Annotated in this window: 14 protein-coding genes; 10 read left to right on the top strand and 4 right to left on the bottom strand. The window is 64.0% G+C overall.

Going from position 1 to position 14576, the window contains the following annotated elements:
- Positions 1-232: 232 nt before the first annotated feature.
- Positions 233-691 (bottom strand): universal stress protein, encoded by a 459-nt coding sequence (locus ACF8E5_RS19535; RefSeq protein WP_078478025.1) that lies wholly within the window; start codon positions 689-691, stop codon positions 233-235.
- A 181-nt stretch (positions 692-872) separates the two neighbouring features.
- Here ACF8E5_RS19535 and ACF8E5_RS19540 point away from each other — a divergent pair, with 181 nt between their 5' ends.
- The 4 genes from ACF8E5_RS19540 to ACF8E5_RS19555 all read left to right on the top strand — a co-directional run bounded on the left by ACF8E5_RS19540 (position 873) and on the right by ACF8E5_RS19555 (position 6041).
- Entirely contained in the window at positions 873-1778 is a 906-nt protein-coding gene (locus ACF8E5_RS19540; RefSeq protein ID WP_058604906.1) for a LysR family transcriptional regulator, read from the top strand.
- Positions 1779-1893: 115 nt separating this feature from the next.
- Positions 1894-3435 (top strand): MFS transporter, encoded by a 1542-nt coding sequence (locus ACF8E5_RS19545; RefSeq protein WP_392475689.1) that lies wholly within the window; start codon positions 1894-1896, stop codon positions 3433-3435.
- A gap of 27 nt (positions 3436-3462) precedes the next feature.
- On the top strand, positions 3463-4536 hold the full coding sequence (locus ACF8E5_RS19550) for an HlyD family secretion protein (RefSeq protein ID WP_058604908.1): 1074 nt from the start codon (positions 3463-3465) through the stop codon (positions 4534-4536).
- A complete protein-coding gene (locus tag ACF8E5_RS19555) occupies positions 4533-6041 on the top strand; it encodes an efflux transporter outer membrane subunit (protein ID WP_196185150.1) in 1509 nt (502 codons plus the stop codon). Before ACF8E5_RS19550 ends, ACF8E5_RS19555 begins: the two co-directional genes overlap by 4 nt.
- Before the next feature lie 21 nt (positions 6042-6062).
- Here ACF8E5_RS19555 and ACF8E5_RS19560 read toward each other — a convergent pair whose 3' ends face one another.
- Positions 6063-6875 carry an SDR family oxidoreductase gene (locus tag ACF8E5_RS19560; protein WP_196185151.1) on the bottom strand — a complete coding sequence of 271 codons (813 nt, stop codon included), beginning with the start codon at positions 6873-6875 and terminating at the stop codon, positions 6063-6065.
- Positions 6876-6962: 87 nt separating this feature from the next.
- Entirely contained in the window at positions 6963-7427 is a 465-nt protein-coding gene (locus tag ACF8E5_RS19565) for a hypothetical protein (protein WP_058604910.1), read from the bottom strand.
- Positions 7428-7990: 563 nt separating this feature from the next.
- Between ACF8E5_RS19565 and ACF8E5_RS19570 the strand changes: the two genes are divergently transcribed.
- The 6 genes from ACF8E5_RS19570 (at position 7991) to ACF8E5_RS19595 (ending at position 13755) form a co-directional block, all read left to right on the top strand.
- On the top strand, positions 7991-8428 hold the full coding sequence (locus tag ACF8E5_RS19570; RefSeq protein WP_392475691.1) for a hypothetical protein: 438 nt from the start codon (positions 7991-7993) through the stop codon (positions 8426-8428).
- 201 nt (positions 8429-8629) lie between these two features.
- Positions 8630-9310, top strand: coding sequence for a hypothetical protein (locus tag ACF8E5_RS19575; RefSeq protein WP_138031807.1), 681 nt, complete (start codon positions 8630-8632; stop codon positions 9308-9310).
- Positions 9307-9972, top strand: a complete 666-nt coding sequence (locus ACF8E5_RS19580) for an ABC transporter ATP-binding protein (protein ID WP_182139254.1) — start codon at positions 9307-9309, stop codon at positions 9970-9972. Before ACF8E5_RS19575 ends, ACF8E5_RS19580 begins: the two co-directional genes overlap by 4 nt.
- Entirely contained in the window at positions 9965-11134 is a 1170-nt protein-coding gene (locus ACF8E5_RS19585; RefSeq protein WP_392475692.1) for an ABC transporter permease, read from the top strand. Before ACF8E5_RS19580 ends, ACF8E5_RS19585 begins: the two co-directional genes overlap by 8 nt.
- Positions 11124-12548: a TolC family protein gene (locus tag ACF8E5_RS19590; RefSeq protein WP_392475693.1), complete on the top strand. Its 1425-nt coding sequence runs from the start codon at positions 11124-11126 to the stop codon at positions 12546-12548. The genes ACF8E5_RS19585 and ACF8E5_RS19590 overlap by 11 nt, the downstream gene beginning before the upstream one ends.
- Positions 12541-13755 carry an efflux RND transporter periplasmic adaptor subunit gene (locus ACF8E5_RS19595; RefSeq protein ID WP_392475694.1) on the top strand — a complete coding sequence of 405 codons (1215 nt, stop codon included), beginning with the start codon at positions 12541-12543 and terminating at the stop codon, positions 13753-13755. The genes ACF8E5_RS19590 and ACF8E5_RS19595 overlap by 8 nt, the downstream gene beginning before the upstream one ends.
- 21 nt (positions 13756-13776) lie before the next feature.
- On the opposite strand, the gene yaaA is transcribed toward ACF8E5_RS19595, so the two are convergent.
- Complete coding sequence (gene yaaA, locus ACF8E5_RS19600) at positions 13777-14556, bottom strand: peroxide stress protein YaaA (RefSeq protein WP_144964889.1); 780 nt, start codon at positions 14554-14556, stop codon at positions 13777-13779.
- Positions 14557-14576: the final 20 nt, after the last annotated feature.

Here is a 14576-nt window from a genome sequence, read left to right on the forward strand (position 1 = left end):
CCTTGGCCCTGTATCGACTGAGATAGCGGGCCCTGGACTTTGCAAAAGCAACTGCCTAGTGCCACCTTTGGAGGCTAGTCGATTTCCGGGTAGGAGCGGTCTCGTGCCGCGATGGGCCGCGCAGCGGCCCCAAGATTTCAGCTTCGCAGCAAATATTCCTGGGGCCGCTGCGCGACCCATCGCGGTACAAGACCGCTCCTACAGGTCCCGCATTTACCTGATGTTCAGCTTCTCAAGCGCTACGTTCAGCCGCCCCGACCAGCACCGGCACCTGGGCCTGATCGATCACCTTGGCACTGATCGAGGGGTCCAGCAGTCGCCCCAGCCGCGACAGATGACGGTGCCCCATGATGATCAGTTCACATTCCAGTGCCTGGGCCCTGGCCACGATGACCTCCACAGGCTGACCGGCCACCATGCAGCCCTGGCAGGCGAAGCCTGCCTGCTGCAAGGCACGGACCGCCTCGCCCAGGGCATGATCGGCCTGTTGCTGTTCCTCGCACGCGGCAGGGTACTGCGCTTGTTCGTCGGCCGTGTAGGGCGCCGGTTGTTCGTGCACGGCAAAGGTGGCATCGATGGCCAGCAGTACATGCAAGGTATGGTCTTCAGGGCGACACCAGCGGCGGGCCAGGGCGAGCAGCGCTTGAGTGGCAGGGGAGGCGTCGATGGCAATGAGCACGGGGCTGGGCATGCGGGATCCTTTATCGTGAGTGGTGGCTCGTCTTCCGGCATGGGGCCGAACCTGCTGCTGCCATTCTCGACCTCACCTGGACTGCGAATAAAGGCCCTGCCACGCACGAGCACATTGCATCGGGCGCAATCGAGCAACCTGCTAACATCGCCGTTTCCCAACGTCGTCTCGGAAAACGGCCATGCAACTCCCTGACATGAACCTGCTGGTCGCCCTCGACGTGCTGCTCGATGAAGGCAGCGTGGTAGGCGCGGCACAACGCATGAACCTCAGCCCAGCCGCCATGAGCCGCACGCTGGGGCGCATACGCGAGGCCATGGGCGACCCCATCCTGGTGCGCGCCGGTCGCGGGCTGGTGCCAACGCCACGGGCCCTGGCCCTGCGCGAGCAGGTGCATGGCCTGGTTGAGCAGGCTGGGCAGGTGTTTCGCAGCCGTGAAGGCGTCGACCTGTCCAAGCTGCACCGTGCCTTCAACGTGCGTACCAACGACCTGTTCATCGCCCTCTACGGGGCCAAGCTGCTGCGCATGATGCTGGCCGATGCGCCCAATACCGTGCTGCGTTTTGTGCCCGAAGGCAGCAGTGACGACGATGCCATGTTGCGCAACGGCCACATCGACCTGATCGTTAGCTCCTCCGTGGAGCTGGGGCCGGAGATCAAGGTGCAGAGTTTGTTCAGCACCTATTTCGTCGGCTTGGCGCGCATGGAACATCCGGTCTTCGACCAGGACATCACCCCACAACGCTTCGCCGCGTTCCCACAGATCAGCGTGTCGCGTCGCGGCCGTGCCAACGGTCCGATCGATGTGGCCCTGGCCAACCATCGGGTGGAGCGCCGGGTGGCGCTGATCACCACCAGCTTTCACTCGGCGATGTTCTCGTTACCCGATTCGGACCTGATCCTGCCGATTCCGGCCAACATCCTGAACAGTGTCCAGCGTCTGAAGCTGCCCCTGCGCGCCTTCGAGATTCCCGTACCGCTTGAAAAAGTGAACGTGATGCAGGCCTGGCACCCACGTTTCGACAACGACCCGGCCCACCAGTGGCTGCGTCAGACGATCAAGGCGTGTACCCGAAGCGATCCCTGAACAGGCCATCGTTGCGTTTGGCGCAATATAAAACTGCCAATAATTCAGTTTTCGTCAGCATTTACCCTGCCTAAAATCGCTCCAGTCGTAAAAGTGTTGCTGGAGATGTCTCTAAATGAATGCCGTTTCTGCCCCTGCTAGCGGGCTGGCTGCCACGTCTGCATCGACCGCCCCTGCACAGGGCGCGTTCGGCCTGCAGGTGGTGGTCGGGCTGTTCGGCGTGTTGCTGGCGGTGCTGTGTGCGGGCCTCAACGAGTCCGTGACCAAGATTTCCCTGGCCGATATCCGCGGGGCCATGGCTATCGGTGCCGATGAGGGGGCCTGGCTGCTGGCGGTGTACAGCGCAGCCTCCGTCTCGGCAATGGCCATCTCGCCCTGGTTGGCGACCACCTTTTCCCTGCGGCGCTTCACCCTGGCAGCCATCGGTGCCTTCGCAGTGCTGGGTCTGCTGCAACCCTTCGCCCCCAACCTGCACAGCCTGATGCTGCTGCGGGTGCTGCAAGGGCTTGCCTCGGGGGCACTGCCGCCGATGCTGATGAGCGTGGCGCTGCGCTTCCTGCCCCCTGGCATCAAGGTCTACGGCCTGGCGTGCTATGCCTTGACTGCCACCTTCGGCCCCAACCTGGGTACACCGTTGGCCGGCTTGTGGACCGAATACGTCGGCTGGCGCTGGGCGTTCTGGCAGATCATCCTGCCGTCGCTGGTGGCCGGTGGCTGCGTGGCGTGGGGGCTGCCGCAGGACCCATTGCGCCTGGAGCGTTTCAGGCAGTTCGACTGGCGTGGTGTGCTGCTTGGGTTACCGGCGATCTGCGGTATCGTGCTGGGGTTGTCTTTGGGTGATCGCTGGGGCTGGTTCGATTCGCCGTTGATCTGCTGGCTGCTGGGCGGTGGGCTGCTGTTGTTGGTGCTGTTCATGTTCAACGAGTGGTCCGAGCCCTTGCCGTTTTTCCAGCTGCGCTTGCTGGGCCGGCGTAACCTGGCCTTTGCCCTGTTGACCGTCGCGGGCGTGCTCATCGTCCTCTCGGGTGTGGGTAGTTTGCCGTCCGCCTACCTGGCACAGCTCCAGGGCTACCGGCCCGCCCAGACCAGCCCGCTGATGCTGCTGGTGGCCATGCCACAATTGATCGCCCTGCCGCTGACCGCCGCGCTTTGCAATATCCGCGCAGTCGACTGTCGCTGGGTGCTGGGCATCGGCCTGGGGATGCTGGCCGCCTCCTGCATCGGCAGCAGCCTGCTCACCAGCCAGTGGATTCGCACCGACTTCTACCCGTTCTACCTGTTGCAGGTGTTCGGCCAGCCGATGGCGGTGCTGCCGTTGCTGATGCTCTCGACCACGGGCATGAGCCCGCAGGAAGGCCCCTTCGCCTCTGCCTGGTTCAACACCGTCAAGGGCTTGTCCGCCGTCGTGGCGGGCGGGCTGCTCGATGCCCTGGGCACGCTGCGCCGGCATTTCCATTCCAATCACCTGGTCGACAGCTTGGGCAATGCCCCGTTGCTGGACGACCACGCTGCCAGCCTTGCCAGGCGCATCCATGACCAGGCGCTGGTACTGACCTCGGCCGACCTCTACCTGGTCCTGGCCGTAATCGCCGTAGCCCTGATCTGCCTGATTCCTGTCATGCCCACCCGGGTTTATCCACCGCGTGCGGTGGCCTGACCCCTGTCTGAATTCGAGAAACGCCAAATGACCACCCACCGTAAAACCCTGTTCATCGGCGCTGTGCTGGCCGTGGCCGTGCTGGCCGCCCTCGTCGGTCCCTGGCTGCTGGGCAGCGACCACCGGCAGAGCACCAACGACGCCTACGTGACCGCCGACTACACCGTGGTCGCGCCCAAGGTCGCCGGCTTCATCACCCAGGTGCTGGTCGAGGACAACCAGCAAGTCAAGGCCGGCCAACTGCTGGCCACCATCGATGCCCGCGACTACCAGGCTGCCCTGGACGCTGCCCAGGCGCAGCTGCTAGTGGCCCAGGCCCAGAGCACCGATGCCCGTGCCACCCTCGACCGCCAGGACGCGCTGATTGCTCAGGCCCAGGCAGCGGTGAAAGCCGCCGAGGCCGAGGCGGCGTTCGCCGATCATGAAGTTCGCCGCTACGGGCGCCTGGCCGAGCAGGGCGCCGGTACCGTGCAAAACGCCCAGCAGGCACGCAGCGCCGTGGATCAGGCCCGTGCTCGCCTGGCCAATGCCCGTGCAGCTTCGGTAGCTGCGCGCAAGCAGGTGGACATCCTCGCCGCTCAGGTCGCCAGCGCCGATGGCCAGCTCAAGCGCGCCGAAGCCGGGGTGGAAAAGGCCCGGCTGGACCTCTCCTATACCCGCATCACGGCGCCGGTGGACGGTATGGTCGGTGAGCGCGCGTTGCGCATCGGGGCCTATGTCAACCCCGGGGCGCGGCTGTTGTCGGTGGTGCCCCTGCAGCAGGCCTATGTGGTAGGCAACTTCCAGGAAACCCAATTGACCCACGTGCAGCCCGGTCAGCCGGTCAGCATCAGCGTCGATACCTTTGCCGATGAACGACTCCATGGCCACGTCGAAAGCATCGCTCCGGCCACGGGGGTGACGTTCGCCGCGGTGAAGCCGGACAACGCCACCGGCAATTTCACCAAGGTGGTGCAGCGCATCCCGGTGAAGATCGTCTTCGATGACGGGCAGCCGTTGTTGACGCGCTTGCGTGTGGGCATGTCGGTCGAAGCGATCATCGACACGACCAGCGACACCCAAGGCGATAAGCTGGCCGGTAGCGAGGTGACGGCCCGATGAACATCGCCTACGCGCAGAGCCCTGCACCCGCCGGCCCACAGGCAGCCCGTTCATCGCGGCCCATCACGCGTTTGGGGGGCAAGGTCCCTGCGGCCATAGTGCTCGCTGCACTGCTCACGGGCTGTACCCTTGGCCCGGACTTCCAGCAGCCCGATACCCACGCGCCCCAGCAGTGGGACCAATTGGAGGGTGAGCACGCGCCCAGCCAACCTGTGGCCGAGCCCATGCAGTTGCGCTGGTGGGACAGCTTTCACGACCCACGGCTCAGCGCACTGATCGAACAGGTCGCCGCGCGCAACCTCGATCTGCAGATCGCCAGTGCCCGCTTGCTGCAAAGCCGTGCGCTGCGCAGCACCGTGGCCGCCGACCAGCAGCCGTCGGTGGACGCCAATGCAGGCTACAGCCGTGCCCGCAACAGCGCCGAAGGGCTGAGCGACCCCTCCGGCAACGCGGGCAAATCGGCTTTCAACCTGTGGCAGGGTGACTTGGTAGCAGGTTGGGAGCTGGATGTCTGGGGCCGTGTGCGGCGTCAGGTCGAAGCGGCCGACGCCAGTGTCGAGGTGGCCGAGAACGACCGAAACGGCGTCCTGCTGGCCCTGCTCGCCGAAACGGCCGGTGATTACATCCAGCTGCGCGCGGTGCAGCATACGTTGCAGGTGACCGAGGACAACCTCAAGGTCGCGCGGCACAGCCTGAAGTTGTCCGAAGACCGTCAGGCCGAAGGCGTGGCCACCCGGCTCGACGTGGCCCAGGCCAACGCCCAGGTCGCCTTGATCGAGTCGCGCCTGCCCACTTTGCAGGCGCGCCGTGACGATCTGATCAATGCCTTGAGCCTGCTGGCGGCCGAGCCCCCACGCAGCCTGCAGGGCAGCTTGCTGCAAGCCGGTGAGCTGCCCGCCCCGCAGCAGACGTTTGCCATCGGCGTGCCGTCGGAGCTGGCCGAGCGTCGTCCGGACATTCGCCAGGCCCAGGCGCGCCTGCATGCTGCCACGGCCAGCATCGGCGTGGCCAAGGCAGATTTTTATCCACGTATCCGGCTGTCTGGCAACGTGGGTTTCCAGGCCATGCAACTGGCTGACTTCGGTGCTTGGGATGCTCGCCGCTTCGCCTTCGGGCCGCAGCTGTCGCTGCCGATTTTCGAAGGCGGTCGCCTCAAGGGCACCTTGGCCCTGCGCCAGGCGCAGCAGCAGGAAGCGGCCCTGAACTACCGCAAGGTGGTGCTGGGGGCCTGGCATGAAATCGATGATGTGCTGCGCCTGTACAACGCCAGCCAGTTGCGTCGCGATCGCCTCGCCGAAGCCGTGCGCCAGAACCGCATCGCCCTGGAAACGGCCCAGCGTCAATACGTGGAAGGCGCGGTGGATTTTCTCAATGTACTGACCGTGCAGTCGGCCTTGCTGGCCAGCGAAGAGCAGTGGATCGACAGCGCTGCCGCGGTATCCCAGGCGCTCGTGGGGCTGTACAAAGCGCTCGGCGGGGGGTGGCAGGCATTCGACAAGGTCTGAACGCGCAGGCTCGTGACCGACCTACAACATTCGTGACAAGCCAAACCGTTTGCGCAGCACCTTGTCCAGTAAACGCTGCGGCACCAGGCGGGCCATCAGCGGCAAGGCCGTGCTGCCATTGCCCAGCCGCACCCGTGCCGGCACTGGCGAACGCTGGGTCGCTTTCAGCACGCCTTGGGCAAAGGTCGCCGCCGGTGTCGGCCTGTCGAGCGAGGCGCGGGCCCGGGCTTGGATGTGTTCACGCAGTGGCCACCACGGCGATTGCGGCGCCAGCACCTGCTGCGCCTGCTGCTGAGCGTGGCTGGCGAACTGCGAGGCGATGGCCCCAGGCTGCACCTCCATCACGCGGATGCCGAACGGCGCCAGTTCCAGGCGCAGGGCGTCGCTCAGGGCCTTCACGGCAGCCTTGGAGGCGCAGTAGGCGCCGGCGAACGGCGTGACCAGCACGCCGGAGACACTGCCGATGTTCACCACCAGGCCTTGGGCGCGACGCAGCTGGGGGAACAGCGCGCGTGTCACGCCGACCAGCGCGAACACGTTTGTCTGGAACTGGCGCTGCAGGGCGTCGACCCCGCCATCGAGCAGCGGCCCCATGGCGCCGTAGCCGGCGTTGTTGATCAGGATGTCCAGTGCCTCGAGTTCCTGCGCGAGCAGGGCCAGGGCGTGTGGGTCGTTGACATCCAGTTGCCGGGCAACGAAGCCCGCAGCGGCCAGGCGCGCCACATCTTCAGCCTGGCGGGCGGTGGCCCAGACCTGATGGCCGGCATCGCGAAACGCATCGGCCAGGGCGCGGCCAATGCCGCTGGAGCAACCGGTGATCAGGACTGTCGACATGCAGAAGGCCTTTGGGTCTGTGTGGAGGGGCAGCGGGTCTGCGCCGAGTCGCCAACGGGTCGCCAGCCGTTGGGCGTCGACAATGAGTCAGTTGGCAAAGCTGCCTTGCAGGTGCTCGGCCCTGAATTCCAACGTCTGTGCACGGTAGCCCGAGCGCAGCGCAGGCAATGGCAGGCAATCGGACCACTGCGCGCCCGGCTGCAATTCGCCAGGCCCGCGGTAGCGCGGTGCATTGTAGGTATTTTCTGCCAGGTTGACTGTGTCGCCTGGCGCATAGGCCGCCACACGCCAGCGCAGCTCGGTGAGCGGCACCTTGTTGCCGTTCTTCAGGGTGACCTGCAAGGGGCGGTCGGCGGGGCATTGGGTGGGGGCATAGGCAAGGCGCATGTCCAAGCGGGCCAGTTGCGAGGTTTCGCGAGTGTCCTGCCAGATGACGAACAAGGCCACCAGGCCCAGACCACCCACGGCGGCCAGCGAAATCGGCAAGGCCTTGGCAGGGTAGCGCAGCAACAGCACCAGCCAGGTGAGGATAAGGAGAGCGCCGATGATCATGAGCCTTGCAGACCTTGGTTGCGCGAGGGTTGAAGCATCGTAGCGTGAAATGGGGGAAGGCTCAAAAGGGCAGGGCTTGGCCGGCTGTGAATCAAGGACGCTGAGGTGGGGCTCAAGTGCCGCAGCGCAGCTGGCTTATCTACGAACTGCGTCACCTGCGCCACACCTTCGCGCAGCAAGGCATCCTGGCTCGGCACGTGTCGGTTTGGGCTCGGTATACACAGGACGCAAATATTTCGGGACGCTCATACGCCAGCATGGGGGCCGGGAGGGGAAAAATGAAGAAAATGCCCCAGGTGATGATGGCAAGCTGAAGTCTTTCGGCCCGGTGTTTATTTCTTGAGGTCGATAAACGGGCTCTCACAGCTGGGTTCCACGTTTTCTCGCTACATCCCGTAACGTTTGAAGGCCCTTCGGTTCCTAAGGTTTTTCAGCGCCGGGCCGCCAACATGGCCAGACGTCGTGATTGGCGGCTGTGAACGAAGGATCGTCGCAGTCAATGCGTGGCCGGCCCAAGCAGGCGTCTGATCCCTAACCACATGGAAGAGACGAGGCTTGAAACGATGAAGAACTGCATGCGAATCCTCTCTGCCACCGCAGTCATGCTGGCAGCGGCCCCAGCCCTTGCGGGGCCGCCCGTTGAAGTGACGTTCAGAAACCTCGGAACCGAGTCGGTGAAGCTCCAGCTGACCAATGCGAACGAGACCAGTACGTATCAGATTGCTAACCCTAAGCCGCACGACGAGGTAAAACCGGGTGAGAGCATCCGGTTCACTGTGCAGCGTTTGGTTAGCCCTGATACCAATGGTGCAATGCTCCGCTACTCGCAAGGGCGCAAGTCATGCGCCTTCAGCACGACGTTCGTCATGATGATGTCGGGAGGTATCAAACAGCCCAAGTGGAACAAGACTGCCACGCCGGCGGGCGGTGCGAATTGCACTGCGGTTAACTCGGGGTTTAGTGCCAACTACGCCTGGAAGGCCGAATTCACCATGAAATAACCCGGCTCTGTAGCCTGCTTTGCTGTTGGACTGGTGCTGGCGGCAAAGGCAGGCACTTTCACCGATTGAGTTCACTGAATTTCAAATCGAGGTGCGGCTATGGAATATATTTCGAGAACGGCAAGTTCTTCCGTAGGGCCTGTCCCTGTAGCGCGGGCAAAGGAGACAACGACCTCTACGAACTCGGGTATCGTCTCGTCCGTGTCTGAAGTACATGAGCCAAGTTCTGATGTTTCGGCGTTGGGCCGTCAACTCGCGGCGGCGGCGGAGCGAGCGGCTGCCCGAGATAGCCAGCTGAGTCGGCAGGAGTTGGCGGAGCTTGCGTCTCGCATTCGGATGGATCTTGGCGGCCAAGGTTATGTATATACAAAGGCGCTGCATGATGCCTTCATTCCGGATACTCAAGATCAGGCGCTCTTAGCCAGGGCGCGGCAAGCGACTGATTTCATCAATGGGAAAGATGCTAATCCCTTCAAGCATCTCACCACGGAGCAATTGGCGCTGATCGGTTACGATGAGGGCGAAGACTTCACCTACAACGAGCGGCTCGCCGCCAGTGCTGAATTAGGTCATCGTTATTCGCAGTGGACGCACTACATCGTTGACAAAGCCAATGCGGAATACGACAGGACAGGCTTCAGGGACGATGCGCTGAGGGAAATGATCGATTATTACAAAAACCTTCCTCCTATCCTGGAAGCGGGTTTTAGAAACTACGAATTCGATTTAACTGCGATGATAGGCAAAACCGACCCCCCTCGCAGCGATGATCCCGATTCTCTGATCGACACCCTCCTGAAAACCGCCCGCAAGCTTGAAGAACAGGCAAAAAAAGATCACCCGCCGCTCGAAGGCCCTGACGAACCAGGCAAGCCCGCATGATGCCCGCCGTACAGCTGTGCAACGTCAGCCGTTTTCAGGGTGACGTGCCGGTGCTTCACGGCATCGACCTGTTGATCCCCAGCGGGCAGACGTGCGCTGTCATCGGCCCGTCCGGTTCGGGCAAGAGCACGTTGCTGAACCTTATTGGGCTGCTGGACCGCCCTTGCGCAGGCCAGGTATGGATCGGTGGTACCGACATGACAGGGGCCAGCGCCGACCAGCGCGCCGTGATGCGTAACCGCCTGATCGGCTTCGTCTTCCAGAGCTTCAACCTGCTGCCGCGGTTATGCGCCCTGGACAACGTGGCGTTGCCGCTGTCGTATCGAGGGCTGCGCTTGCCCGTTGCCCGCCAGCTCGCCGAGGTGCAATTGCGTGCCGTTGGCCTTGCCAGTCAGGCTGGCAAGCGGCCCGCCGAGATGTCCGGTGGTCAGCGCCAACGTGTGGCGATCGCGCGTGCGTTGGTCACCGAGCCGAACCTGCTGGTGGCCGATGAGCCCACCGGGAGCCTTGACGCCCAGACCGGTGAGCAGGTCCTGCAACTGCTGCTGACGCTCAACCGGGAGAGGGGCACGACCTTGCTGGTGGTCACCCATGACGCCAAAGTGGCGCACAGACTGCAGCGGCGTGTGCGCGTCGATCAAGGCAGGCTGACCGATGCATGAGCCCTACGGCCCTGGCTGGCAGCAACGTCTGAGCGAGGCATTGGACAACGTGCGGTTGATGGGGCGTCGTGCCTGGCTGGCCTTGCTGGGTATCGGCGTCGGCTGCGCGTCGGTGGTGGCGTTGCTGAACATGGGGCAAAGCGCAGCGCAGCATGCGCAGCAGCTGTATGAGGGCCTTGGCAGTGAGCTGATGGTCGCTGAACTGCAGCGCGAGGGCACGGCAGGCCCGAAAACCGAACCTGATCTGACCGCCATGCCGGCGTCCGTACGGGCGGCCGTCGCGATCAGCGTGGCTGCGGCCAGCATTCGCCGTGCTGGCCTGCAGCAGGAGGCGATGATAATCGGCAGCGGCGCTGGCCTTGCCAGGTTGTTGAAGCTGGACGTGGACGAAGGTCGCTTGCTGTCGGCGCATGACGACAAGGCACCCCACGTGGTGCTGGGCAGCATCCTGGCCAGGCAGCTGGACGCCAAGACGGGCGATCGGTTGCAGATAGGCGGTTACGTGTATGACGTCGTTGGCTTGTTGGTCTCGACCGGTGACAACCCGCTGTTGCCGGTCATGCTCGACCAGGCCGTGTGGATGCCATTGGCAGGCATGCGCCGATTGACGCCGACGCCGGAGGTGAGCCTGGTGCTGGCACTGGGGCGCGACGTGCAGTCCCTGGCGTTGGCAGCCGATCACCTGTCCGCTTACCTGCAGATGCAGTTGCCGCGCCACCAGGTGCTCGTCAGGTTGCCCAGTCAACTGTTGGCGGGCATGACCGCTCAATCGCAAATGCTCACGTGGCTGTTGGCCGGGTTTGCCGGCATCGCCTTGTTGCTGGGCGGCATCGGGGTGATGAACATCATGCTCATGACGGTGGCCGAACGACGCCGAGAAATCGGTATTCGCCTTGCATTGGGCGCGCGGGCACAGGATATCGGCTGGTCATTTCTGCTCGAAGCCATGTTGCTGTCAGGCACGGGGGCGGTTGGCGGGGCCTTGATCGGCGTACTGGCCGCCTGGATTTTTGCCCTGCTGTCCGGGTGGCCTACTGGGCTGGCCCTGGCCGCGGTGCCGCTTGGCATGGTCAGTTCAGTGACCGTAGGGGTTGCCTGCGGGGTATACCCAGCGGTTGCGGCAGCAAGGTTGCAGCCGGTGGAGGCGCTGCGTGAAGACTAGTTGGCTGGCGCTGGCCTGGGTGTTGTCCATTCCCATCGCAGCCCGGGCAGATGCGGTCAGCGCGTTGGCCCTGGCTCGGATCGATCCAGTGCCGCTTCAACTCGATGAAGCCGTGGCCTTGGCATTGCGTGAAAACCGTGCCATTCGAAGCGCCCACCTCAAGCGTGTGGCGGACAGGTTCGACCTGCGCGTGGCGCGCGACCGATACGCCCCGCAGTTGCTGCTCAAGGCGCGTTACCTGCGTCATCGCGATCAGAACGACCGCCAGCGCGATGTGCAGCTCGTGCCTGCCGCCAGCCTGCTGACCCCCTTCGGTACACGCCTGGACCTTGACTGGTCTTATGACCACATCGAGATTGAGGGCCAACGGCCCCGCCAACGGGACGGGGCGAACCTGACCGTGGTCCAGCCCTTGCTGCGGGGCGCTGGCGTGGACGTCGCCACCGCCCCCTTGCGTCAGGCGCAACTGTCGGAGCAGCTCAACCGATTGGCCTTGCGCGAAACCGTGGGGCAGACCATCAGTCAGGTCATCCTGCTTTATCGAGCCTTGCTCCGTGCCCAGGAGCAGCAAAAGATCGCTGACCAGGCCTTGCAGCGTGCCCGACGTTTGGCCGACGTGAACCGGGCGCTCATCGAAACCGGCCGCATGGCAGCGTTCGACATTGTTCAGACGCAAGCGGAAGTGGCCAACCAGGAGTTGGCCCGGGAGAACAGTCACCGGCAACTGGAAGAAAGTCGCCTGGCACTGGCCCAGACCTTGGCCATTGACTTGAGCACGCCACTGCTGGCCGTGGATGAGATCGAGCCACGGCAGGTCCACCTTGACGCTACCCGTGCGCTCGCCCGGGCCAAGGCTCTGCAACCGGCCTACCTCATGCAGCAGCTCACAGGCGAGCAGCTTGCCGTGGACCTGCTGTTGGCCAAGGACCAGCAGCGCTGGGACCTGTCGCTGGTTGCCGGCGCCGCGCAGGCCCACGAAAGGCCCGGTCTGCAGGCCAGCTGGCGGCATTACGTCGGGCTGGAGCTGGCGATCCCCATCGGTGGCCTTCAGGCACGACAAGCTCAGGTGCGCACGCAGGTTGCGCTGCAAGAACATGCCCTGGGGCAGGCCGAAACCGACCAACAACTGCAACGCGAAATCTTCAACGCCGTGAAGGATATTCAGGGGCGATGGCGGCAGTTGCAGATCGCCGGCCGGGCGCTGGCGTTATCCCGGCGCAAGCTTGCGATCGAGCAGGAGAAACTGTCGCTTGGCCGCTCAAGCAACTTCGAGGTCCTGAGCTTCGAAAGTGACCTTCGCTATGCTCAGCATGCGCGTCTGGATGCGGCTATCGCCTATCTCAATGGTCAGACAAGCCTTGACCAACTGCTGGGCACGACCCTTGAGCGCTGGGGGGTTGTACTCCATGACTAACTGGCGCAACGGTCTGCTGCTGCTAGTGCTGAGCGTCGGATTCGGCGCGTGGTATCAGGGGGGCCGTTCGGTACAGCCTGAGACGGCGCGATGGGTGCGCATCGAGCCGCAAACGCTCGAGCAACGACTGGGCTTGGTCGGTCGCCTCCAGGCTGCGCGTCAGGTGACGGTGAATGCGCCCTTCGAGGGACGGGTGGCAGCGGTTTTGGCACAGCCAGGCCAGCAGGTAGGCGCGGGTGATCCACTGTTCACCCTCGATACCGAACAGCTCGACATCGAATTGCGCCTGGCCCAGACGGCCTGGTTGAAAGCCCGCCGCTACGCGGACGCACTGGAGCACTGGACCACCGGTCCCGAGGTGGCCCGGGCGAAACGGAACCTGAGCAGCGCCCGCAATGCGCTGTCCACAAGTCAGCTGGACCTGGAGGAAAACCGGCGCCTTTTCGAGCGCGGTATCGTCGCGGGTATGGAAGTTCGTAGCCTGATCCAGCTGGTCGACATGCATGCGCAGGCGCTGCTTGAGGCCGAGCAGGCGTTGGAGCAGACCCTTGCACAGGGTCAAGGCGACGCCCTTCAGATTGCCCGTATGGAGCTGCTGAACGCTGAAGCTCAGTACCATGCGCTGCTCGCGCTGCATGGGCAACGCACCGTCAATGCGCCTTTGAGCGGCCTTGTCGTCCCTGCCAAGACCGCAGGCGTCAATCAGGTCGTGCCTTTGCAGGCTGGCCAACACGTCGCGCGCGGCTTGCCAGTGCTCGAGCTCATCGGCCTGGACCGATTGCAGGTGCTGGCAACAGTCGAGGAGCAGGACTTGCCCAACGTACAGCAAGGGCAGCCTGTGCGAGTCACCGTGGCCGGGCAGCACCTGGAAGGCAAACTAGGTCCCATCGCTCAGCAACCCAGGACGCTGGATGGCGCAGGGGCCTGGTATGAAGTGGTGGCCGAACTCGAGCTGCCCGCCGAGCCAGCCCGCTCTAGCTTGCGCCTGGGCATGAGCGCGCAGGTGGACATACGTATCTCGAGCAAGGCCCAGGCGTTGGTCATCCCGCCAGAGGCGCTGCAGCGCAGCAGCGCAGGTGAGCACGTTGTGTGGTTTCGTGAGGACCCTGGCCAAGCGCCGAGCGAGGTGACCGTCAGCGTGGACGGCATAGGGCCGCAGGGGGTTGAGGTGTCAGGGCTGGGGGCAGGGTACGTCAGGTTACCCTGATGCCCCGCCGCGCTCGGCGCCCTATGCTTCGGGCTGATCGCGCAAGAACACCAGGTGATCGACCTTCGACTGCTCGGCGCTGTAGTAATACCCCTGCACGTCGAACTGCTTGAGCTGCGCTGGGTCACTGATGCGCTCTTCGATGACGAAGCGGCTCATCATGCCGCGCGCCTTCTTGGCGTAGAAGCTGATGATCTTGTGCTGGCCGTTCTTCAGGTCCTTGAAGTCCACATTGATCACCCGGGCCTTCAGGGCGCTGCGCTTGACCGCGCTGAAATATTCGTTGCTGGCCAGGTTCAGCAGCAGATCATCGCCCTGTTCGGCCAGGGCCTCGTTGAGCCACTCGCTGATACGCGTGCCCCAGAACGCGTAAAGGTCCTTGCCACGGGCGTTGGCCAGCTTGGTGCCCATTTCCAGGCGGTAGGGCTGCATCAGGTCCAGAGGGCGCAGCAGGCCGTAGAGGCCGGAGAGCATGCGCAGGTGATCCTGGGCGTAGCTGAGGTCGTCCTCACCCAAGGTCTGGGCGTCCAGGCCGGTGTAGACGTCACCTTTGAAGGCCAGCAGGGCCTGCTTGGCGTTCTCTGGCGTGAACGTGGGTGTCCAGCTGCCGAAACGCGCGGCGTTCAGGCCCGCGAGCTTGTCGGACAGGTGCATCAGTTCGCTGATCTGCGCCGGGCTCATTTCTCGCAGCTGCTCGATCAGTTCCTGGGAATGGTCGAGGTGGCGGGGCAGGGTGAAGCGCTCGGTCACCGGTGGGGTGTCGTAGTCGAGGGTCTTGGCGGGGGAAATCACCGTCAGCATCGGATCTGCTCCTGGCATCA

It is taken from the genome of Pseudomonas sp. WSY_20 (assembly GCF_043104335.1).
Taxonomy (GTDB): Bacteria; Pseudomonadota; Gammaproteobacteria; order Pseudomonadales; family Pseudomonadaceae; genus Aquipseudomonas; species Aquipseudomonas parafulva_B.